General features: G+C 64.4%; 19 protein-coding genes. 11 read left to right on the plus strand and 8 right to left on the minus strand.

Annotation, left to right across the window (positions count from 1 at the left end; genetic code table 11):
- Positions 1–295 precede the first annotated feature (295 nt).
- The 7 genes from KHO27_RS00220 to KHO27_RS00250 all read left to right on the plus strand — a co-directional run bounded on the left by KHO27_RS00220 (position 296) and on the right by KHO27_RS00250 (position 10,532).
- Positions 296–2,233 (plus strand): DUF1302 domain-containing protein, encoded by a 1,938-nt coding sequence (locus tag KHO27_RS00220; RefSeq protein ID WP_110700662.1) that lies wholly within the window; start codon positions 296–298, stop codon positions 2,231–2,233.
- Between the two features lie 25 nt (positions 2,234–2,258).
- A complete protein-coding gene (locus KHO27_RS00225) occupies positions 2,259–3,623 on the plus strand; it encodes a DUF1329 domain-containing protein (protein WP_214501003.1) in 1,365 nt (454 codons plus the stop codon).
- Positions 3,624–3,843: 220 nt separating this feature from the next.
- On the plus strand, positions 3,844–6,561 hold the full coding sequence (locus KHO27_RS00230; RefSeq protein ID WP_111531680.1) for a winged helix-turn-helix domain-containing protein: 2,718 nt from the start codon (positions 3,844–3,846) through the stop codon (positions 6,559–6,561).
- 145 nt (positions 6,562–6,706) lie between these two features.
- The gene (locus KHO27_RS00235; RefSeq protein ID WP_038707358.1) at positions 6,707–8,314 is read left to right on the plus strand and encodes a tetratricopeptide repeat-containing response regulator; all 1,608 of its coding nucleotides are present in this window, start codon (positions 6,707–6,709) and stop codon (positions 8,312–8,314) included.
- Positions 8,311–9,003: a sensor histidine kinase gene (locus KHO27_RS00240; RefSeq protein ID WP_102682550.1), complete on the plus strand. Its 693-nt coding sequence runs from the start codon at positions 8,311–8,313 to the stop codon at positions 9,001–9,003. The genes KHO27_RS00235 and KHO27_RS00240 overlap by 4 nt, the downstream gene beginning before the upstream one ends.
- Positions 9,004–9,072: 69 nt before the next feature.
- Positions 9,073–9,717: an MBL fold metallo-hydrolase gene (locus KHO27_RS00245; RefSeq protein WP_046857107.1), complete on the plus strand. Its 645-nt coding sequence runs from the start codon at positions 9,073–9,075 to the stop codon at positions 9,715–9,717.
- 95 nt (positions 9,718–9,812) lie between these two features.
- Positions 9,813–10,532, plus strand: coding sequence for a YiaD family glycine zipper/OmpA-like lipoprotein (locus tag KHO27_RS00250; protein ID WP_023631281.1), 720 nt, complete (start codon positions 9,813–9,815; stop codon positions 10,530–10,532).
- A 48-nt stretch (positions 10,533–10,580) separates the two neighbouring features.
- Here the strand turns inward: KHO27_RS00250 and KHO27_RS00255 are convergent, their stop codons facing one another.
- Genes KHO27_RS00255 through KHO27_RS00270 form a run of 4 tightly spaced genes read right to left on the minus strand, consistent with a single transcriptional unit; the run spans position 10,581 to position 14,738 of the window.
- The gene (locus KHO27_RS00255; RefSeq protein WP_111531681.1) at positions 10,581–11,693 is read right to left on the minus strand and encodes an agmatine deiminase family protein; all 1,113 of its coding nucleotides are present in this window, start codon (positions 11,691–11,693) and stop codon (positions 10,581–10,583) included.
- Between the two features lie 4 nt (positions 11,694–11,697).
- Positions 11,698–12,792, minus strand: coding sequence for an extracellular solute-binding protein (locus KHO27_RS00260; protein ID WP_110700654.1), 1,095 nt, complete (start codon positions 12,790–12,792; stop codon positions 11,698–11,700).
- A gap of 3 nt (positions 12,793–12,795) precedes the next feature.
- Positions 12,796–13,692 (minus strand): N-carbamoylputrescine amidase, encoded by an 897-nt coding sequence (aguB, locus tag KHO27_RS00265; RefSeq protein ID WP_214501004.1) that lies wholly within the window; start codon positions 13,690–13,692, stop codon positions 12,796–12,798.
- Positions 13,689–14,738: an agmatine deiminase family protein gene (locus KHO27_RS00270; RefSeq protein WP_110700650.1), complete on the minus strand. Its 1,050-nt coding sequence runs from the start codon at positions 14,736–14,738 to the stop codon at positions 13,689–13,691. The genes aguB and KHO27_RS00270 overlap by 4 nt, the downstream gene beginning before the upstream one ends.
- 134 nt (positions 14,739–14,872) lie before the next feature.
- Here KHO27_RS00270 and KHO27_RS00275 point away from each other — a divergent pair, with 134 nt between their 5' ends.
- The 4 genes from KHO27_RS00275 (at position 14,873) to KHO27_RS00290 (ending at position 19,044) form a co-directional block, all read left to right on the plus strand.
- Entirely contained in the window at positions 14,873–15,724 is an 852-nt protein-coding gene (locus tag KHO27_RS00275) for a LysR substrate-binding domain-containing protein (RefSeq protein ID WP_110700648.1), read from the plus strand.
- Positions 15,725–15,891: 167 nt separating this feature from the next.
- Positions 15,892–17,091 carry an enoyl-ACP reductase FabV gene (fabV, locus tag KHO27_RS00280; RefSeq protein WP_110700646.1) on the plus strand — a complete coding sequence of 400 codons (1,200 nt, stop codon included), beginning with the start codon at positions 15,892–15,894 and terminating at the stop codon, positions 17,089–17,091.
- A gap of 167 nt (positions 17,092–17,258) precedes the next feature.
- Positions 17,259–17,945 (plus strand): GNAT family N-acetyltransferase, encoded by a 687-nt coding sequence (locus KHO27_RS00285; protein ID WP_102682540.1) that lies wholly within the window; start codon positions 17,259–17,261, stop codon positions 17,943–17,945.
- 190 nt (positions 17,946–18,135) lie between these two features.
- Entirely contained in the window at positions 18,136–19,044 is a 909-nt protein-coding gene (locus KHO27_RS00290) for an alpha/beta hydrolase family protein (RefSeq protein ID WP_111531683.1), read from the plus strand.
- A gap of 36 nt (positions 19,045–19,080) precedes the next feature.
- Here KHO27_RS00290 and KHO27_RS00295 read toward each other — a convergent pair whose 3' ends face one another.
- From KHO27_RS00295 to KHO27_RS00310, 4 genes are all read right to left on the minus strand, one after another.
- On the minus strand, positions 19,081–19,422 hold the full coding sequence (locus KHO27_RS00295) for a HopJ type III effector protein (RefSeq protein WP_110700642.1): 342 nt from the start codon (positions 19,420–19,422) through the stop codon (positions 19,081–19,083).
- Entirely contained in the window at positions 19,415–19,711 is a 297-nt protein-coding gene (locus KHO27_RS00300; RefSeq protein ID WP_214501005.1) for a DUF1244 domain-containing protein, read from the minus strand. Before KHO27_RS00300 ends, KHO27_RS00295 begins: the two co-directional genes overlap by 8 nt.
- A gap of 11 nt (positions 19,712–19,722) precedes the next feature.
- Positions 19,723–20,415 carry a dihydromonapterin reductase gene (gene folM, locus KHO27_RS00305; protein ID WP_110700638.1) on the minus strand — a complete coding sequence of 231 codons (693 nt, stop codon included), beginning with the start codon at positions 20,413–20,415 and terminating at the stop codon, positions 19,723–19,725.
- Between the two features lie 76 nt (positions 20,416–20,491).
- A complete protein-coding gene (locus KHO27_RS00310) occupies positions 20,492–21,064 on the minus strand; it encodes a putative antibiotic biosynthesis monooxygenase (protein ID WP_023630531.1) in 573 nt (190 codons plus the stop codon).
- Between the last annotated feature and the right edge of the window lie 101 nt (positions 21,065–21,165).

Raw genomic sequence — 21,165 nt, forward strand, 5'->3', positions numbered from 1 at the left:
GCAAGCTAGACAGGATGACGCCTTGTCAAACGACAGAATTGAGCCATGCTTGAGCACTGCCAGCGCGCAGGCCGGCCGATCGGGGTGGGCCGCAAGCAGGACGCGCAAATCACACTTTAGAGGGATCAAGCACCTGTGACCGCTGGCTATAGTCGGGTCAGGGGATTTTCAGGAATGGGGGAGGGCGCCGCACGGCAACGCGCGGCGTCACGGGCAGGAGCCTGCTTCACCAGGCGCTCGAGCCGTTTCTGAAAGGACTCACTGCCATAACAAAAAAGTACATGGAGTAGCGTCGATGACATCTGCAAACCCGTTCTGGCGCCGGGCGAAACTGCCTCTGGCCGTCAGCCTCGCTTCCACGCTCGCAAGTCCTGCTTTCGCGGTCAGCTTCAACATCGGTGAAATCGAAGGCCAGTTCGACTCGTCGCTCTCCGTTGGCGCCAGCTGGTCGACGGCCAACCCCAACAAGAACCTCATCGGGGCCAACAACGGCGGCAGGGGGCTGTCGCAGACCTCCGACGATGGCCACCTGAACTTCAAGAAAGGCGAGACGTTCTCGAAGATCTTCAAGGGCATCCACGACCTGGAGCTCAAGTACGGTGACACGGGCGTGTTCGTCCGTGGCAAGTACTGGTACGACTTCGAGCTCAAGGATGAAAACCGCCAGTTCAAGGACATCAGCGATTCGAACCGCAAGGAAGGCGCCAAGTCTTCGGGCGCGGAACTGCTCGACGCCTTTGTCTACCACAACTACAGCATCGGCGACCTGCCGGGCAACGTGCGCTTGGGCAAGCAGGTGGTGAGCTGGGGCGAGAGTACCTTCATTGGCGGCGGTATCAACGCCATCAACCCCATCGATGTCTCGGCGTTCCGTCGCCCTGGCGCGGAGATCAAGGAAGGCCTGATCCCCGTCAACATGTTCTACGTGTCGCAGAGCGTGACCGACAACCTCACCGCCGAAGGCTTCTACCAGATCGAGTGGGACCAGACCGTCGTCGACAACTGCGGTACCTTCTTCTCCCAGCCTGACGTGATCGCCGACGGTTGCAACAACAACCTGGCGGTGTTGGCCAAGCAGGCCAACGTGTCAAGGGCCCTGGCCGCGCAGATCGGCCCGTTTGCCGGGCCTGCCATGAACGCATTGACCGGGCAGGGCGTGTCCTGGGGCTCGCCGGACGAAGGCGTGATCGTGCGCCGCGGCCCTGACCGTGATGCCCGTGACAGCGGCCAGTTCGGTGTGGCCTTGCGCTACATGTACGAGCCGCTGAACACCGAGTTCGGTGGCTACTTCATGAACTACCACAGCCGGGCGCCAATCTTCAGCGGTCGCGGCGCCGCCGCCGGTTTCTATAATCCGGCCAACCTGGCTGGGGCATTGGTCCGGGCCGGCGTACCGGGGGCCGCCGCCACCAACCCGGCCCTGCTCCAGGCACTGATGCCGTTGTACGTTGCGGGTAACTCCAGCTACTACGTCGAGTACCCCGAGGACATCCGTCTCTACGGTTTGAGCTTCTCCACCACCTTGCCTACCGGTACCGCTTGGAGCGGTGAGATCAGCTATCGGCCGAATGCACCGGTACAGTTGAATACCACCGACATCCTGTATTCGGGGCTGACTCCGCTGGATCCCAACGCGTCGGTCCTGCGCGGTACGCCGGATGCCGACCAGCCAGGTTATCGCCGCAAGGAAATCACCCAGCTGCAAACCACGTTCACCCACTTCTTCGACCAAGTCATGGGCGCCGAGCGTCTGACCATGGTCGGCGAGGTAGGCTGGACCCACGTCGGTGGCCTGGAAAGCACCTCCAAGGCCCGCTATGGCCGCGACCCGGTCTACGGCCCAGGCCCGCTGCCCAATGGCCGCTGCCAGAGCCTCAACGCCACGACGCTGGCGGGTGTCGAGCAGAACAACCTGTCGCGCTACTGCGAAAACGACGGTTTCACTACCTCCGACTCCTGGGGTTATCGCGTTCGCGCCATCTGGGACTACAACAACGTCTTCGCCGGTGTGAACCTGCGCCCGAGCGTGGCCTGGTCCCACGATGTCGACGGCTACTCCCCGGGGCCTGGCGGCAACTTCGAGGAAGGGCGCAAGGCCATCAGCCTGGGCCTGGACGCCGAGTACCAGAACACCTACACGGCGAGCCTGTCGTACACCAACTTCTTCGATGGCAAGTACACCACCGTGGATGACCGCGACTTCGTCGCGCTCAGCTTCGGCGTGAACTTCTAAGAACATTGATCCAGGACGACAAAGAATGAAAATGACCACACGTCTGCTGCAAGCCGGTGTACTGGGCATGTCCCTGCTGGCATCCAGCGTCATGGCTGCGGTTTCCGCTGACGAGGCCGCCAAGCTGGGCGCGTCGCTCACCCCGATGGGCGCCGAGAAGGCCGGTAACGCCGATGGTTCCATCGGCCCGTGGGAGCCGCTATCCAAGAGCGCCGGCAGTGCCGACGCCAAGGGCTTCCTCTCCGACCCTTACGCCAGCGAAAAACCGCTGTTCACCATCACCGGGCAGAACGTCGACCAGTACAAGGACAAGCTTTCGCCTGGCCAGGTGGCGATGTTCAAGCGCTACCCGGATAGCTACAAGATTCCGGTGTACAAGACCCACCGCAGTTCCACGGTGCCGGACGATGTCTTCGCCGCGATCAAGGAAAACGCCACCAAGACCACCCTGGTCGCCGGTGGCAACGGCCTGGAGAACTTCAAGACAGCCGTGCCGTTCCCGATTCCCAAGGATGGCCTGGAGGTGATCTGGAACCACATCACCCGCTACCGTGGCGGCAGCGTGACTCGCTTGGTCACCCAGGCCACCCCGCAGCAGAACGGCTCCTACAGCCTGGTGTACTTCCAGGACCAGTTCGTCTTCCGCGACAAGATGAAGGACTACGATCCGAACAACCCCGGCAACATCCTGTTCTACTTCAAGCAGGAAGTGACCGCTCCGGCACGTCTGGCCGGGACCGTGCTGCTGGTCCACGAAACCCTCGACCAGGTCAAGGAGCCGCGCAAGGCGTGGATCTACAACGCCGGCCAGCGCCGCGTGCGCCAGGCGCCGCAAGTGTCCTACGACGGTCCGGGTACCGCCGCCGACGGCCTGCGTACTTCCGATAACCTGGACATGTACAACGGTGCGCCAGACCGTTACGACTGGAAGCTCGAAGGCAAGAAGGAGATGTATATCGCCTCCAACGCCTACAAGCTGGACGATCCGAAGCTCAAGTACAGCGACATCATCAAGGCCGGGCATATCAACCAGGACCTGTCGCGTTACGAGCTGCGTCGCGTCTGGCACGTGGTCGCAACGCTCAAGCCGGGCCAGCGCCACATCTATGCCAAGCGTGACTTCTATATCGACGAGGACACCTGGCAGGCCGCGGTGATCGACCAGTATGACGGTCGCAACCAGTTGTGGCGTGTTTCCGAGGCTCACGCCCAGCCGTACTACAACGTGCAGGTGCCGTGGTACACCCTGGAAGCCATCTACGACCTGCAATCGGGCCGGTACCTGGCGCTGGGCATGAAGAACGAAGAGAAAAGTGCCTACAACTTCGGCTTCAGCGCCAGCAAGGCCGAGTTCCAGCCGGCTGCCCTGCGTCAGTCAGGTGTCCGTTGAGCCATTGAGCGCAACCTCCGTTTGATCTCCCAGAACGCCCCGGCTTGCCGGGGCGTTTCTGTTCCCGCGAGGGAGAATTACTGCTGTCTATCAGTGTTGTTTCTTTTTGTCGTAGTCTTTATGGCGCAAAGCGCGCACATCATCTTCAAATGCGCAGCGTTTGCCGCTAGTCTCGCAACAACCCGTACCGCCGCCATATTCCAATCAGAACGAGCCGGCCATGACAGACTTGTCCCGTACGCATGGAGTCGCCAGCCAGGCCCTGGGCCTGTTGGACGGGCGTTTCTTCCGGCCACCGCTGCCGGAGGCGCACGTGCCTCGGGCACGCCTGTGCCAGCGCCTGCAAACGGGCCTGTCGGGGCGCCTGCTGTTGGTGAACGCGCCTGCGGGGTTCGGCAAGAGTTCCCTCGCCATCGAGTTCTGCCAGGAGCTGCCCGGCCATTGGCGCAGCCTCTGGCTAGGGTTGAGCCAGCGCGATGCCGACCCGGGCCGCTTTCTCGAGCGCCTGCTCCAAGGGCTGCAGCAGTTCTGCCCGGCGCTCGGCGGGCAGGCCATGGGCCTGTTGAAGATGCGCCAGCGTCATCAGCCCTTCGCCTTCGAGGAATGGCTCGATGGGCTGCTCGATGAGCTCGCGCTCTATCTGCAGCCGGACACCCCCCTGTTGCTGGTGCTGGATGACTACCATCTGGCCCAGGGCCCGGTGCTCGACCGATGCCTGCAGTTCTTCCTCAATCACCTGCCTGCCGGGTTGGTCCTGCTGGTCACCAGCCGTCAGCGGCCCGACTGGCACCTGGCACGCCTGCGCCTGTCGCGCCAGCTGGTCGAGCTCAACGAGCAGGACTTGCGCCTGACTGCCGATGAAGCGCTGGCGGTCATCGGCCGCCAGCCCACCGGTCTGCGCGGCCAGGCCCTGGACAACCTGATCCAGCGCAGCGACGGCTGGGTGGCCGGGCTGCGCTTCTGGCAGCTGGCGGCCAGCGAGTCCGGCGATGACAACGCCTTGCCCCAGGCACTGCATGGCGGCGAGGGATTGATTCGCGACTACCTGCTCGAGGAAGTGATCGAAATCCTGCCGGCGCCCGTGCAGGCGTTTCTCTACGACACCGCGTGCCAGGAGCGTTTCTGCGCCGAACTGTGTGATGCCCTGCGCGAGCGGCACGACAGTGCCGAGATCCTGCGCTACCTGCAGGCCCACCAGGTGTTCCTGGTGCCGCTGGATGAGCACGGGCTGTGGTTCCGCTATCACCATCTGTTTTCCGACCTGTTGCGTAGCCGGCAGGCCAGTGGCCCCCAGGCGGGGTTGCACTTGCGTGCCTGCCGCTGGTTCGAAGGGCAGGGCCTGCTGGACGAGGCGGTGGAGCAGGCCCTGCGGGCCGGCCATCTGGATGTGGCGGCGGACCTGGTACAAAGCCTGTCGGAGGAGCAACTGCTCGCCGAGCAGAATGTCGGCATGCTGCTGCGCTGGAAAATGGATTTGCCCGACAGCCTGCTGATCAGTACGCCCAGGTTGATTGTCCTGTACAGCTGGGCCCTGGGGCTTGCCTGCCAGTTGGACGCCGCCGAGGAACTGGCAGCCTACCTGAGCCGTTTCCTGCCCGCGCCTTCGGCCACGGCGCAAAAATCGATGCTCGCCCAGTGGCTGGCCTTGAGCGGCGTCATCGCCCGCGGCCGTGGTGATCGCGAGCGAACCCTCGCCTATTGTGGCGAGGCGCTGCAGAGCCTGCCGAACAAACGTTATGGGCAGCGCCTGGTGTGCCTGTCGACCTTGTCGAACCTGGCCATCGCCGATGGCGATTTCTGGCGGGCGCGGGGCTGGAACCGAGAGGCGCTCGAGTTGGCGCAACGGGTCGGCAACCCGCTGTTCGAGGCACTGGCCCATTACGACCGGGCGCGGGTGCTGCACGCTCGAGGCGAGATACTGCGGGCACTGGATGAAGTGCGCCAGGGGTTGCAACGGTTGCAGGGCCTGTCGGGTCAACGCCTGTATGCGGTGCGCGCGCGCCTCACCTTGTACGAGGGCTACCTGTTGGCCACCCGCCTGCACTGTGCCCCGGGCCGTGCGCGGTTGCGCGCCGGGCTCAGCGAGGCGCGCAGCTGTCGCGATATCAGTGTCCTGATCGGGCACTGCGTGATCGCTTCGCTCGATGGGCGCGAAGGGAGGTTCGCCGAGGCATTTTGCGAGCTGGCCGAGGCCGAGCGGTTGATGCATATCTGGGATGTGCCGCCGATCTTCTACCTGGCCATGATTACCCTGGTGAAATGCGAGCTCTGGTTGGCCCAGGGCCGTACGGACCTGGCGGAGTCGTGGCTGTTGCGCCTGGGGCAGACCTACGGTGGCGAGCAGCCTGCCGCCGCGCCGGAGTTCCACCCCTTGTTGCCGCTGCATATCGAGTTGCAGCAAGCGTTGCTGGAGCGAGTGCTGGCCCGTGTCGACGATGCCGAAGCCAGGCTGCACAGGCTGATCGAGCGCGGGCAGGCCAGCGCTGGCATGACGTTGATGGTCAGCGCGCAATGCCAGTTGATCGCGTTGTTGTTGGCCCAGGGGCGTGAGCCCGAGGCGGCCAAGCTGCTTGCCCAGGCACTGGAGGCTGCGCAAGGAGGTGCCTTGCAGGCATTCCAGCGCTTGATCGAGGAGCAGCCGCAATGGCTGCGTGAGCAGTTGGCCGGCCGTGCCGCCTGCCCCGTGCAGCGCGATCTGCTGACGTACCTGCCGCAGACCCTCGTCGCCAGCACCTGCACCACCGAGGCCCTGAGCAGCCGCGAGTTCGCCGTGCTGGAACTTATTGCCCAGGGTTGTTCGAACCAGCAGATCAGCGAGCGGCTGTTCATTTCCCTGCATACGGTCAAGACCCACGCCAGTCATATCAACAGCAAGCTGGGCGTGGAGCGGCGGACCCAGGCGGTGGCCAGGGCCAAGTCCCTCGGGTTGCTCGTCTAGTGGTTTACAGCAGGGGCGGCCGTTAACATAGCGGCACAAGGCTATCGCCGTTCCGGGCTCATCTTTCTCGATCCGCTGCCGATACACTTTTCGGCGATACGCATCGCCGCGCCACTTCCCACTTCTTCCAATACAGGTCGTGTTGATGCTGCAGTACGGGCAAAAAAGCTTTCTGATCGTCGACGACTTTACCGACTTCCGTACCTCGACCCGCTCGATGCTTCGCGAGCTGGGCGTACGCGACGTGGACACCGCCGACAGTGGCGAACAGGCGCTGCGCATGTGCGGGCAGAAACGCTACGACTTCATCCTTCAGGATTTCCACCTGGGTGATGGCAAGAAGAATGGCCAGCAGGTGCTCGAGGACCTGATTCTCGACAAGCTCATCAGCCATGAATGCGTGTTCATCATGGTCACCGCTGAAAGTAGCCAGGCCATCGTGCTCAGCGCCATCGAGCACGAGCCCGACGCCTACCTGACCAAGCCCTTCAATCGCGTGGGCCTGGCCCAGCGTCTGGAGAAGCTGACCCAGCGCAAGACCTTGCTCAAGCCTATTCTCCAGGCCCTGGATCGCAGCCGCCCGGCCGAGGTGCTCGCCGCCTGCGCCGAGCTGTGCAAGAAAGACCCGCGGTTCGCCCCGTTGTGCCTGCGCTATCGCGCCGATGCCCTGCGCGACCTCAATCGTTTCGACGAACTGGAGAAATTCCTCAAGAACATCCTGGCCAGCCGCCCACAGCCCTGGGCCTACGCGGCGCTCGGCAGCCTGTTGCACAAGCGTGGCCAGAACGCCCAGGCCCAGGGCGTCTACGAGCAGGCCCTCAAGGCCTTCCCGATCATGCCCAACCTGTACGATGGCATGGCCGATGTGCTGGTGGCCCAGGGCGAAACCAAGCGCGCCCAGCACATGCTCGAAGAGGCTGTGCGCCTGTCGCCGCTCGCCGTGCGCCGCCAGGCTGCGCTGGGCAAGCTGGCGCTGGACAACGCCGACTTCGAAAGCGCGTCCAAGGCCTATCGGCATGCGGTCAACCAGGGGCAGAGCTCGCGCTACAAGGACGCCGAAAGCAATCTTGGCCTGGTCCAGGCGCTGATGAGCAAGAACACCGGCAACGGTCTCGATGCGCGTACCCGGGTGGAAATCAACACCGTGCTCAGCGAGGTGGCCAAGGAGAACGTCGAGGACCAGGGTCTGCAGGTGCGCGCCCGCTTGATGAAGGCCGCCAGCCTGCAGCAGGCCGGTGACCCGGATACCGCCGCCAAGCTCACCGAGCAGGCGATGCTGCGCCTGGAAAAAATGGATCAGTTCTTCTCCGTCGAGGCGGCGCTGACGGTGGCCAAGCAGTTGCAGCAACTCGGTCAGGACGCGGCGGGCACCTCTATCCTCAAGGGTTGCGTGGAAACCTACGGGGACGACCCCAAGGTCATGCAGAGCGTCGCCAAACTCACCGACGACCCGCTGGTGCTGGGGGCGGTGACCGAAGCCGTGGACCTCAATCGCCAGGGCGTGCGCAGCTACCAGGGTGGCCAGCTCAACGAGGCGCTGGGCATGTTCCGCAAGGCGCTGTCGCTGCAACCGAAGAACATCAGTATCGCCCTGAACACCGCCCAGGCGCTGCTGCGCATCGGCGGCGAGACGCCACCGCCGGCGTTGATGCAGGAGTGCCGCGACTGCCTTACCAGCGTGGCCGGCATTCCCGCCAGCGACAGCCGCTATGACCGTTACCGCAAACTGCACATCCGGGTCTTTGGCGCATGAACCAGGACAACCAGGGGCTGGACTTTTCCACGGTGATCGCCTCCACCGTGCACGACCTGAAGAACTCCCTTTCGGCGCTGACCCACGCCCATAGTCAATGGCTGGCGCGCCTGCCCGAAGAGTTGCGCGGCGGTACCGAACAGGGCGTGGTGGAGCACGAGCTCAGCCACCTGAACGGCATGCTCGTGCAGTTGCTGGGGCTGTACAAGCTGGGCGTCAACCAGTTGCCCATCTGCCCGGACTACCACGAGCTGGATGACTTCATCGAGGCCCAGCTGGCGGCCCAGGAAGACGTGATCAAGCACCGCGACATCCTCGCTACCTGGCGTATCGAGACCGAAAGCCCGTTGGGGTTCTTCGACCGTGAACTGGTCGCCTCGGTGGTGGCCAATGTCCTCACCAACGCCATCCGCTATGCCGGCCACGCCTTGTTGATCAGCATCGAGGAAGAGCGCGAGCAGTTGGTGATCAGCGTCAACGACGACGGCGCCGGTTATCCACAGCGCATGCTCGAGCGCCAGCATGACTACGTGCAGGGCATCGACTCTCAGAGTGGCAGTACCGGATTGGGGCTGTATTTCGCGGCGCGGATTGCCGCGTTGCACGAGCGCAATGGCGTGCGCGGGCGGATCGAGATCGCCAATGGCGGGACGCTGGGGGGCGGGTTGTTCCGGTTGTATCTGCCTTGATTTGGTGAGAGGCAAGCTGGACCATGGTCATATTCGCTCCCTCTATCGACTGTACCGAGTTCCAGGAAGATGAACCCATTGCCCGTTAGCCTCATCCGCGAAACCTTCCCCGTTGGCCCCTTGCAGTGCAACTGCACCTTGATCGGTGACCCGGTCAGCAAGCACGCCATCGTCGTCGACCCAGGCGGGGACGAGCAGAAGATCCTCGCCCGCCTGCAGCACCATGGCCTGACCCTGGTGAGCATCATCCACACTCACGCGCACTTCGACCATTTCCTCGCCTCGGGCAGGCTCAAGGAGCTGACCGGCGCCACGCTGCACCTACACAAGGCCGACCAGCCGCTGTGGGAAAACCTGGAAATGCAGTGTCAGATGTTCGGCGTGCCCTATACGCCGGTACCGTCGCCGGACCGCTGGCTGAGCGACGACGAGGCGCTGGCATGCGGCTGCGGCGTGGCGTTGCACACCCCCGGGCACACGCCGGGCTCGATGAGTTTCTGGTTCGCCGAGCACAAGTTGCTGATCGCCGGCGATACCTTGTTCCGCCGTGGTGTCGGGCGCACCGATTTGTGGGGAGGCGATCAGCGGGCTATCGTTCGTTCCATCAAGGAACGGCTGTACCGCCTGGATGAGGACGCCATCGTGGTGACCGGCCATGGCCCGGACACCCGCCTCGGCGACGAGATGCGCGAGAACCCCTTCGTGCGTGCCTGAGGTTTCATGGAATTTTTCCGCTGCGCTGCAATCCAAGGCTGGCATAGATCCGTAGTCGATCCGCTGCACTTTCGAATTTCAGTAGGAGCTTGTCCATGTTCACCATGCGTCGTCTGATTATCGTCGCTACCGCCGCCGCGCTGATGTCTGGTTGTGCCAGCCCCAACCCGTATGACAGCCAGGGCCAGGCGCAGGGCTCCACAGGGATGAGCAAGACCGCCAAGTATGGTGGCCTTGGCGCGCTGGCCGGCGCCATCGCCGGTGCCGCCATCGACCACAACAACCGTGGCAAGGGGGCGTTGATCGGCGCCGCCGCGGTCGGTGCCGCCGCTGCCGGTTACGGCTACTACGCCGACAAGCAGGAAGCCGAGCTGCGGGCGCAGATGGCCAATACCGGCGTCGAAGTGCAGCGCCAGGGTGACCAGATCAAACTGATCATGCCGGGCAACATCACCTTCGCCACCGATTCGGCGAACATTGCCCCAAGCTTCTACTCGCCGCTGAACAACCTGGCCAACTCGTTCAAGCAGTTCAACCAGAACACCATCGAGGTGGTGGGCTTCACCGACAGCACCGGCAGCCGCCAGCACAACATGGACCTGTCGCAGCGACGCGCCCAGGCGGTCAGCACCTACCTGACCTCCCAGGGCGTGGATTCGTCGCGGGTCAGCGTGCGTGGCATGGGCCCGGACCAGCCGATCGCCAGCAACGCCGATGCCAATGGCCGTGCGCAGAACCGTCGCGTCGAGGTCAACCTGAAGCCGATCCCGGGCCAGCAGTATGACCAGCAAGGCACCGTGCAGCAGTACCCATAAGCGCCAGGTTGACGATGCCGGGGCTGAGCGCCAGCCCCGGCAATTGCGCTAGATCGCCGGGCACTGGTTGGTCACGCAGTGAATCCCACCCCCTCCCGCCGCAATGGCGTCGATGTCCAACTGCACCACCTTGCGCCCCGGGTACAGCTTCACCAACAACGCCCGCGCCTGCTCATCGGCACTGCGGTCCCCGAACTGCGGGGCGATCACCGCTCCGTTGATCACGAAGTAATTGATGTACCCCGCCGCGAAATCCGGATTGTCCTCGTTGAACTTGCTGCGCCTTGGTTTCAAGGGTGGCGACATCGTATGCACCTGTAGCTTGCGCCCGTCGGCATCGGTGGCGTTGCGCAGGATCTCGAGGTGCTTGAGTGTCACCTCATGGTCGTAGGAGTCCGGATCGTTGTCCAGGTTCGCCACCGCCACGCCGGGCGCGGCAAAGCGGGCATAGAAGTCCACGTGGGCATCAGTGATGTCCTTGCCCTTGATACCCGGAAGCCAGATGATCTTGCGCAGCCCCAGCCGCTCCTTCAGCTCGGCCTCGACCTGGGCTTTGCTCCAGCCGGGGTTGCGGTTGCTGTTGATCCAGCTGCTCTCGGTCATGATCCCGGTACCGTGGCCGTCCACTTCGATACCACCACCTTCACCCACCAGTTCGCTCTGCTGGTATTGGGCGCCAGCCAACTTGGCGACGCGGGCCGCGAGTTTGGCGTCGTAGCGATGCTGCTGCTTGCCGCCCCAGCCGTTGAAGTTGAAGTCCACGGCGCCCAGGGCGCCATCGTCATCGACCACGAAGTTGGCGCCGATATCGCGCATCCAGATGTCGTCCAGCTCGGTCTCGACGTAGGTGATGTTGTGGCTGCCGCATTCCTCCTCGGCAATATCGCGTTCGCTGGCGCGGCAGAACACCGTCACCGGCTGGTAGGCAGCGATGGCGCGGGCGATGCGCCCGAGGGCGGCCTGGACGTCTTCGGTGAAGTCTTCCCAGATGGCGTCCTGGGCACCGAAGGCGATGTAGGCGCGTTGCTGCTGCTCACCCTCGTCGGGCATGAACCAGCGGCCGGCTTCGCTGGCGCTGGCGAAGGGCAGGCCGAAGCTGGCGGCGGCGCCGAGGCCGGCGACGACGCTCATGTGTTGGAGGAAAGTGCGGCGAGTGGGCATGCGGTCAGTCCTGTGCGGTCTTGAAACGGGTCCAGACACGCATGCGCGCACGCATGTCGGCCTGGGGGATGTCCTTGCCCGGGATCAAGCGGGTGAAGGTGGCATCGCTGAGGTAGATGTCCGGGTTGTCACGCAGGCGCGCGTCCACCTGCGACCGGGCCTTGGCACTGGCGGTGGGGTAGCCGGTGAAGTTGCTGATCGCGGCCATGTTCTCCGGGCGCATGACGAAGTTGATGAAACGATAGGCGTACTCCGGGTGCTTGGCATCGGCGGGGATGGCCATGGTGTCCATCCACACCGTGGTGCCTTCGCGAGGCACGCGGTACTGGAAGTCGATGGCCCTGCCCGCGGCTTCGGCGGTGCGCTGGGCCTGGATCACGTCGCCGCTGTAGCCCAGCGACAGGCAGGTGTTGCCATTGACCAGCTCGGTGACCGGTTGCGACTGCAGCTTGCGCACGTACGGGCGTATGCCCTTGAGCAGCTCGCTGGCGGCGGCCAGGTCTTCACGTTTGGCGCTGCGCGGCTCGCGGCCCAGGTAGTGAAGCACCACGGCCAGCACTTCGTCGGGCGAGTCGATCATCGAGATGCCGCAGTCGGCGAACTTGGCCGCCAGCTCCGGCTTGAACAGCAGGTCGAGGCTGTCGAGCGGGGCGTCGGGCAGGCGCTCGCGGATTTTCTTCGCGTCCATGGTCAGGCCGATGGTGCCCCAGGTGTAGGGCACGGTGGCCTGGCTGGCCTTGGGGTAGCGGTCGTGCAACTGGCGCAGGCCGGGCTCTACATCGTCGAGCGCAGTCAGTTGCTTGCGATCCAGTGGCTGCAGGCTGCCGGCGCGCATCAGCCGTTCGGCCACGGTGTCGCCGGGAAATACCAGGTCGTAGCCGCTGCGCCCGGACATCAGCTTGGCCTCGAGCACCTCGCTGCCGTCCATGACGTCGTAGATCACCGGGATGCCGGTTTCGGCGGTAAAACGCTTGAGGGTGTCCTCGGCAAAGTAGTCGGCCCAGTTGTACAGGCGCAGGGCGTCCTGCTCGGCCTGGGCAACACCGGCGCAGGCCAGCAGGGCGGTGATGGCAAGCAGTTTCGATGGACGGCTTGGCATGGTTCAGGCCCTCGCAGTCTGTGGGATTCGGCCGTCAAGGGTCAGCAGCGGCGCATACATGGCGGGGCGGCGGTCGCGGTAGATGCCCCAGCTCAGGCGGTCTTCGCGCATGCGCGCCAGGTCCAGGTCGTGCAGCCAGACGCCGCTGCTGTCGCGATCGGCTTCGGCGAGCAGGGCGCCCTTGTGGTCGCAGATGAACGACGAGCCGTAGAAGCGCATGCTCAGGCTGTCGTCGCTGCGCGCCACTTCATGGCCGACGCGGTTGGCGGCCACCACCGGCAGCAGGTTGGCGGCAGCATGGCCACGCATGGCCATCTGCCAATGGTCGCGTGAATCCAGTTCGGCGGCGCCAGGCTCCGAGCCGATGGCAGTGGGGAACAGCAGCACTTCGGCGCCCATCAGCGCCAGGCAGCGGGCGGTCTCGGGGAACCACTGGTCCCAGCAGATGCCGATGCCCAGGCGACCGAAGGCGGTGTCCCAGACCTTGAAACCGGTGTCGCCGGGGCTGAAGTATTCCTTTTCCTGGTAGCCAATGGCGTTGGGGATGTGGGTCTTGCGGTACACACCCAGCAGGCGCCCGTCGGCATCGGCCACGGTCAGCGAGTTGAAGAAGGCGTTGCCGGCCCGTTCATACCAGCTGAGCGGCAGGACCACGCCCAGTTCCTTGGCCAGCGCGGCGAAGCGCTTGAGCAGCGGGCTGTCGTGGTAGTCCTGGGCCAGGGCCTGGTGGCTGTGGCACTGCTCGATGCAGAAGTACGGGGTGGCGAACAGCTCCTGCAACAGGATCACCTGGGCACCCTGGGCAGCGGCCTGGCGCACCAGTTGCTCGGCGCGCTCGAGGTTGGCCGGCAGGTCCCAGCTGCAGGCCATTTGCGTGGTGGCGATGCGCAGCGTGCTCATGAGCGCGCTCCCTGCCAGGCCGGCTGCTGCTGGGTGATGCAATGAATGCCGCCACCGCCGTGGGCGATATGGTCGATGCGCACCGGTACCACTTCGCGACCGGGGAAGGCCTGGGCCAGTTGCTGCGCGGCCGCCTGGTCGGCGTCGATGCCATAGGCCGGCATGATCACCGCACCGTTGGCCAGGTAGAAGTTGGTGTACGAGGCGCAGAACACCTCGGCTTCGCTGTCCACGGCCGCGGTGGCCTCGAACAGGTCGAGCAGTTCGAACGAACGGCCCTGGGCATCCGTGGCCAGTTCCAGCGCGCGGCGGTTCTCGCGGGCCACTTCGGCATACACCGAGCCCTGGTCGTGGGTGGCGTCGACCAGCAGTACCCCGGGGCGGGCGAAGGCGCACACGCCATCGACATGGCCGTCAGTCATGTCGCCGGTCACATACTGCGGGTCGCCCGGCAGCCAGATGGTCTTGCGGATGCCCAACAGGCGGGCGAAGCAATCCTCGAAATCCGTCTTGCTCAGGCCCGGGTTGCGATTGGGGTTGAGCAGCACCGATTCGGTGGTGATCAGGGTGCCTTCGCCGTCGACATGGATGGCGCCGCCTTCGTTGCACAGCGGGGTGCTCAGGCCTTCCAGGCCGAGGTGGTCGAGGATGCGCCGGGCCAGGCTGCGGTCCTTGCCGTGCTCGGATTTGCCGCCCCAGGCGTTGAAGCGCCAGCTCAAGCCCGCCACGCCCTGTTGCGGGTGGGTCAGGAAGGTCGGGCCGCTGTCGCGGCACCAACTGTCGTCCACGGCCAGCTCGACCAGCTCGATACCAGCGCCGCACAGTTCGCGGGCGATGGTCATGGCCGACGGATCGACCACCATTTTCACCGGCTCGAAGCGGGCGATGGCGGCGGCCACCCGGGCGTAGTCGCGCTGCACGTCGGCCAGGGTCACGCCCCAGCCCGACTCCCACAGCGGTTGATTGTGCGGCCAGATCATCCAGGTGGCGGCGTGGCGGGCCCATTCGGCGGGCATGCGCCAGCCGCTGTCGAGGGACAGGGTCATAGTGAACTCCGATCTATTAGGGATTGTTATCAACGAAGCCCGCCGTCGCGGGTGTTGTCGTCCATGTTATGGCTGGGAATCCGGGGCGACAAACGATAGATTTAGCGTATTTCTGATCAGTCAGGCTTATCAGTATGCTCAAGCATTGGCCCCCGCTAAACGCCCTGCGCGGCTTCGAAGCCGCCGCCCGCCTAGGCAGCTTCCACAAGGCCGCCGAAGCCCTGAACCTCACCCAGTCGGCAATCAGCCAGCAGATCCGTAGCCTGGAAAGCTACCTGGAGCAGCCGCTGTTCCACCGCAGTGGCCGCAGCGTCAGCCTGACCGATGCCGGGCACGACCTGCTCAGCACCACCCAGGCGCTGTTGCAGCAACTGGCGGTGGGCATCCGCCGGCTGGACCAGTACCGCAAGCCCAACCAACTGGTGGTCAACACCACCCCGGCGTTCGCCCGCCACTGGCTGTTGCCGCGCCTTGCGGACTTCCACCAGCGCTGCCCGGAAGTGGACCTGTGGCTGTTCACCAGCTTCGAGGTGCCGGACATGGCCAGCGAAACCATCGACCTGGCGATCCGCGACGATATCGGCGCCCAGGCCGAATGCAGCTTCAGCGTGCTGCACCAGGACCAGCTGTATCCGGCGTGCCATCCGGACCTTCCCGAGCAGGGGCGGACCACCCTGCATGGCGAGCGGGAGATGGACTGGAGCCATTGGCAATTGGAGGGTGGTGAGGACGTGGGGCAGCAAGGCAAGGGGCTGAACTTCTCCGACCCAGGGTTGCTGCTGGAGGCGGCGGGCGAGGGGCTGGGGATCGCCCTGGTCAGTCAGTTGCTGGCGCGGCGGATGGTGGGCGAGGGGCGGTTGCGGCCCTTGTCGGTACAGCGCGTGCGCGGGCCGGTGTGGAGCTGCCTGGTGCATTGGGAAAGCCAGGAGGATCCGTTGGCGCGGCGGTTCCTGGGGTGGTTGAAGGCGGCGCTGGCACAGGCGTAGTGGGTGCCTTTGCCGGCCCCATCGCGGGGCAGTTGGTGTTTTGCATCGATCCGATCAACTCGTAATATGTGTCGGATATCCCACGAGGGTAGTCTCACCCTCTAGATCAATTGGCAACGCCCCACTGGCGGGCGCTGCCCCAGCCTAAACCTGACGAGGTACAGACATTGGCCATCATTCATCCCAAGGTTCGCGGTTTCATCTGCACCACGACTCACCCCAAGGGCTGCGAGCTCAACGTCCGTGACCAGATCGAAGCCACCCGCAAGCTGGGCGTGCGCGAGGATGGTCCGAAGAAAGTCCTGGTGATCGGTGCCTCCAGCGGCTACGGCCTGGCCGCCCGCATCACCGCGGCGTTCGGTTTCAAGGCCGACACCCTGGGCGTGTTCTTCGAAAAGCCGGGCACCGAGACCAAGGCCGGTACCGCCGGCTGGTACAACGCCGCCGCCTTCGACAAGTTCGCCAAGGCCGAAGGCCTGTACAGCAAGTCGATCAACGGTGACGCCTTCTCCGACGAAGCCCGCGCCAAGGTCATCGAGCTGATCAAGAACGAAATGGGCGGCCAGGTCGACCTGGTCATCTACTCCCTGGCCTCGCCGGTGCGCAAGCTGCCGCAGACCGGTGAAGTGATCCGCTCTGCCCTGAAGCCGATCGGCCAGCCGTACAAGTCGACCGCCATCGACACCAACAAGGACACCATCATCGAGGCCAGCATCGAGCCGGCCACCGAGCAGGAAATCGCCGATACCGTCACCGTGATGGGGGGCCAGGACTGGGAACTTTGGATCGACGCCCTGAATGCCGCCGGTGTTCTGGCGCCACAGGCCCGTACCGTGGCCTTCAGCTACATCGGCTCCGATATCACCTGGCCCATCTACTGGGACGGCGCGCTGGGCAAGGCCAAGCAGGACCTGGACGAAACCGCCCAGCGCCTGGGCAAAAAAGTCGGTGGCAGTGCCAACGTCGCGGTGCTGAAGTCGGTGGTTACCCAGGCCAGCTCGGCCATCCCGGTGATGCCGCTGTACCTGTCGATGGTCTTCAAGATCATGCAGGAGAAGGGTATCCACGAAGGTACCCAGCACCAGCTGGACCGCATGTTCCGTGACCGCATGTACCGTGCGGACGGTGCGCCGGCTGCACTGGACGACGAAGGCCGTCTGCGTCTGGACGACTGGGAGCTGCGTGATGATGTGCAGGACGCCTGCCGTGCCATGTGGCCGAAGGTGACCACCGAGAACCTGTTCGAGCTGACCGACTACGCCGGTTACAAGAAACAGTTCCTCAACCTGTTCGGCTTCGAGCGCGCTGACGTCAACTACGACGAAGACGTAGCCACCGACGTACGGTTCGACTGCATCGAGCTGTAAGCAAGTCCTTGACCGCGCAGCCGTTGATGGCGGTTGCGCGGTTCCCGCCGACGACTTGTTAATATTCTGAAACAAATCCCTCGCTGGCCCTTTGCCATGGCCACCCTCCGCCTGATCTATACCCCAGCTATTGGCCTGGCAATTTCGCTGGCGCCGAGGAGGGAGCAATGGGCGTACTGCAAAAACTACAAGAACGCATCCGCCGGAAGGGCCTCAAGCGCACCTTCAAGACTTTTTTCGAGCGCTACGTGTTTTTCCATTGGGAACTGCTGTGGATGGAGCGCGACCTGATCAGCCCTGTGCCGCCGCACAGCCTCAAGGCGCATGCGCCCGTCACCCTGGTGCAGATCACCACGGCCAATGCCGATGCCTTCGCCCGGCATTTCGGCGACCGTGTCGAGACCATGCGCGAGCTGGCCGCCGAGGGCCATACCGGGCACATGTACCTGGATGAGCAGGGCGATGCCGTGGCATTCATCTGGGCCAGCGTGGTGGATTACCACGACAAGCATTACTACGGTTGCACCTTCCCGGTGAAACCCGGCGAGTTCTTCGAGTTCGGCGGCGAGATGACCCGGCCGTACTTTGGCAGCGAGTTGTCGGTGACGGCCCAGGTCGAGCTGTGGAACACCATGCGCGAGAAGGGCTGCCACAAGGTGGTGGACGTAGTGGAGACCCACAACGTGCCAGCAATGAAACTGCACCTGCGCATGGGGTACCACGAGCAGGGCCGGGTGATGCATGTGTACGGCCTGTTCGGTCGCTGGAAGCTGTTCCGCGAAACCCGCTACCACGGCTCGCGCCTGGCGGTGCTGCGCAAGCCGGGCGTGGCGCGGGCGCTGCCCACTACCTGAGGGCACAGGACCTGTAGGAGCGGCTTCAGCCGCGATGAAGCCAAGGTGGTGTATGGCACCAGCTTCGCTGGTGATCGCGGCTGAAGCCGCTCCTACAAGGAACTTGAGCTGTTCGGGCATTTTTTTGCTAGCGTTGGCGCACGACAACAGCCCGTCCGCCAGCATGGCGCGACGCCGCAGGGAGTGCGCCATGAGCAGCCTTACCCAACCCGCCTGTGCCTTTCGTCATGTCGCCGCCGACGGCTATGGCCTCGGCGGATTTCGCTGGCGCCACGCCGAACCCGACCCCCTGCGTCCACTGGTGATCATCAACGCCGCCACCTCGGTGCGTTGCCGCTACTACTCGCGTTTCGCCGACTACCTGTTCGCCCAGGGCTTTGACGTGCTCACCTACGATTATCGCGGCATCGGCGAGTCGCGCCCGGCCACGCTGCGCGGTTTCCAGGCGTCCTGGAGCGACTGGGGCCGGCTGGACTTCGAAGCGATGTTGCAACTGGCCGCCGCTGAGCATCCAGGCCAGCCGATGCATGTGGTTGGCCACAGCTTCGGCGGCTGGGCGCTCGGGTTGGCGCCGTCGGCGGGGCAGGTGCGCCATGCGCTGCTGGTGGGCGCGCAGTTCGCCTACTGGCGCGACTATGCGCCGGAGCAGCGTTGGCAGCTGTTCGGCAAATGGCACGTGGTGATGCCGCTGTTGACCCGGATGTTCGGCTATTTCCCCGGCAAGCGCCTGGGCTGGCTGGAAGACACCCCGGCCGGCGTGGTGCGCGATTGGGTTGCCCGTACGCCACGTTACGAGCAGCGGCCCAGTGGGCGTCTACTGTCGGCGACGCCATTTGCCCAGGTACAGGCGGCGACCCTGGCCATCAGCCTGACTGACGATCCGTTCGGCACGGTGGCGGCCACTGAACGATTGCTGGGGTACCTGCAAACGGGCGAGCGGCGGCATCTGCGGGTGGCGCCTGTGGATATCTCGGTCGGGGAGATCGGGCACTTCGCGTTCTTTCACGATCGGTTTCGTGAAAGCCTGTGGCCGATTGCGCTGGAGTGGTTGCAGAAGGGGCGCCTTAAGGCTGGAACACCAGGCCGGCTCATCAGTTGATGTCCGGTTGGGGCCGCACAGCGGCCCCATCTGCTATCAGCCCAGGCGCGCAAGTGGCTGGGTGGTGAACTTCACCCCGGCCAGCCCATGCTTGATCAGCGCACGGATATTGCCATGGTCGCTGCCCTCGGGCGTGGCGACCACGCCACGGTAGTGCTCACCGAAGGCCAGCAGTGCCTCCTGGTCGCTCAACCCTTCGAGCAGCGCCAGGCCCAGGGTCTTGCACGAACCTTCGTTCTGCCCGGCGGCGTTGTGCACGTCGCCATTGTCGAAGGCCTGGGGCTGGTAGCTGTAGTTCGCGGCGATGAAGGCCAGGGTGTCGGCAAAAACGTGTTCGCCGCTGGCTAGGCTGCTGCGCAGGGTATTCAGGTCAGTCACGCGGTTTTCCTCTTTCGAACGCCGCTTTCTGCTCGGCGCTGGCTTCGTTCTGGTATTGGGCTTTCCATTCGGCATAGGGCATGCCGTATACCTGCTCACGGGCATCGTCCAGGCTCAGCTCGATCTGGCGATCATCGGCGGCGGCCTTGAGCCACTTGGACAGGCAGTTGCGGCAGAAGCCGGAAAGGTTCATCAGGTCGATGTTCTGCACGTCGGTACGTTTTTGCAGGTGGTCGACCAGGCGCCGGAACGCGGCGGCTTCGAGTTCGAGCTGTTGTTGCGGGGTCATGGGCGATCTCTTCAGGTCATGCGGTTCTTCAGATGGCGGCCACCGTTGATGACCACCTGGCTGCCGGTGCTGTACTGGCTTTGCAGCAGGAACAGCACGGCGTCGATCAGTGGGCGGGCGCCGGGTTCGAATTCGAGCAGGGCCTTTTTCAGGGTCTGCTGGCGGTACTGTTCGTCGCCGCCTTCCTTGAGGATCAACAGACCGGGCAGGATACCGTTGACTCGCACCTTGGGCGCGTACTTTTCGGCGAACGACAGCACCATGTTCTGCAGCGCGGCCTTGGTCGCGGCATAGCCGATGTGGCTCTTGCTGCCGCGTGAGGAGGTCTCGTCGCAGATGTGGATGATGTCGGCCTTGTCCACCTTGTTCAGCAGCTCGCCGAGGGCGAGGTTGAGGTGGTAGGGCGCCTCGACGTGCAGGCGGAACATGGTGTCGAGGTTGTCCAGGCTATCGTCGAGCCATAGCGAGGCGTTATGGATGATCGCACGCAGGCCATCGTAATCACGTTGCAGGTACTCGATCAGGGCTTGGCGGTCTTCGCTGCGGGTCAGGTCGGCCTGGAACTGCCGGATGTTCGGGTGGGCAGCCTGCCCCTGCAAGGTGCGGCTGGCGCTGACCACCGTATGGCCGGCCTGGGCTAGCTCCATGGCCAGGGCCAGGCCGACGCGCTGGCTGGCGCCGGTGATGAGGATTGGGCTGTTCATGTTCGGGCGGTCTGTTCGTCTGTCCGTGCGTGATGCCCCAGCATACCCGAACTGCGCGGCCTTGCGAGCCCGTGCCTCAGCGGCTGCGCAGCCCCTGGGAACGTTCGGTGGCGGCGCGTGGCGTGGCGTTGAGCCAGCCGGCCAGCAGCCGGGTGGACAGGGGGATGAACAGGTACACCATCAATGGCGTCAGAGCCAGGGTACTGAGCAGCACTCGAGGCAGCAGGTCGAGTGGCGCCAGCCAGTGGCCGAACAGCAGGTTGAACAGTAGCGAAACCGGAAAGAACGCCAGCCAGATGGCCGTTGCCTGCTTCCAGCGTGGTGGTTTTTGCACTGTATTGGTGCCGAACCAGTCGTCGATACCGCTCACGCGCCTCTCTTTGGGGCGCTCGAACAGGCCGTTGCCGCGCTCCAGCCAGGCCCTGCGTGAAGCGGAATGCTCCCAGGCGTGCATGGTCTGTTCGCTGGCGAAGCGGAAGATGATCTGGAATTCGTCGCCCTCGCTCGGCGGGGCAAGGATGCCCGAACCCAGGTAGCCGGGAAAGTCGGTGGCCAACTGCTCGCCTTCGTGCAGCCAGGCCAGCAGGTCCTGGTAGCGGCCGCAGGCGGCGCGGCGCGACACCATCAAGGTGACGGGTGGGGTAGACATCGTGTATCTCCTGACGACGGGGCTGGCGGGTAGCCGGCCCCTGGCTTGCGGCCCGGGGTGATGGGCGGCGCAGGCGGACTTGCAAGAATCGGGCACGGATT

The sequence above is a fragment of the Pseudomonas sp. RC3H12 genome (assembly GCF_018596375.1).
In the GTDB taxonomy this organism is placed as follows: Bacteria; Pseudomonadota; Gammaproteobacteria; order Pseudomonadales; family Pseudomonadaceae; genus Aquipseudomonas.

Bases quoted from the DNA above. Each gene is read 5' to 3' on its own strand.
- KHO27_RS00220 (WP_110700662.1), top strand. From the start codon at position 296: ATGACATCTGCAAACCCGTTCTGGCGCCGGGCGAAACTGCCTCTGGCC.
- aguB (WP_214501004.1), bottom strand. From the start codon at position 13,692: ATGAGCACGCTGCGCATCGCCACCACGCAAATGGCCTGCAGCTGGGAC.
- KHO27_RS00250 (WP_023631281.1), top strand. From the start codon at position 9,813: ATGTTCACCATGCGTCGTCTGATTATCGTCGCTACCGCCGCCGCGCTG.
- KHO27_RS00260 (WP_110700654.1), bottom strand. From the start codon at position 12,792: ATGCCAAGCCGTCCATCGAAACTGCTTGCCATCACCGCCCTGCTGGCC.
- KHO27_RS00275 (WP_110700648.1), top strand. From the start codon at position 14,873: ATGCTCAAGCATTGGCCCCCGCTAAACGCCCTGCGCGGCTTCGAAGCC.
- KHO27_RS00255 (WP_111531681.1), bottom strand. From the start codon at position 11,693: ATGCCCACTCGCCGCACTTTCCTCCAACACATGAGCGTCGTCGCCGGC.
- KHO27_RS00230 (WP_111531680.1), top strand. From the start codon at position 3,844: ATGACAGACTTGTCCCGTACGCATGGAGTCGCCAGCCAGGCCCTGGGC.
- folM (WP_110700638.1), bottom strand. From the start codon at position 20,415: ATGAACAGCCCAATCCTCATCACCGGCGCCAGCCAGCGCGTCGGCCTG.
- KHO27_RS00285 (WP_102682540.1), top strand. From the start codon at position 17,259: ATGGGCGTACTGCAAAAACTACAAGAACGCATCCGCCGGAAGGGCCTC.
- KHO27_RS00245 (WP_046857107.1), top strand. From the start codon at position 9,073: ATGAACCCATTGCCCGTTAGCCTCATCCGCGAAACCTTCCCCGTTGGC.
- KHO27_RS00270 (WP_110700650.1), bottom strand. From the start codon at position 14,738: ATGACCCTGTCCCTCGACAGCGGCTGGCGCATGCCCGCCGAATGGGCC.
- KHO27_RS00310 (WP_023630531.1), bottom strand. From the start codon at position 21,064: ATGTCTACCCCACCCGTCACCTTGATGGTGTCGCGCCGCGCCGCCTGC.
- KHO27_RS00240 (WP_102682550.1), top strand. From the start codon at position 8,311: ATGAACCAGGACAACCAGGGGCTGGACTTTTCCACGGTGATCGCCTCC.
- KHO27_RS00290 (WP_111531683.1), top strand. From the start codon at position 18,136: ATGAGCAGCCTTACCCAACCCGCCTGTGCCTTTCGTCATGTCGCCGCC.
- KHO27_RS00225 (WP_214501003.1), top strand. From the start codon at position 2,259: ATGAAAATGACCACACGTCTGCTGCAAGCCGGTGTACTGGGCATGTCC.
- KHO27_RS00235 (WP_038707358.1), top strand. From the start codon at position 6,707: ATGCTGCAGTACGGGCAAAAAAGCTTTCTGATCGTCGACGACTTTACC.
- KHO27_RS00300 (WP_214501005.1), bottom strand. From the start codon at position 19,711: ATGACCCCGCAACAACAGCTCGAACTCGAAGCCGCCGCGTTCCGGCGC.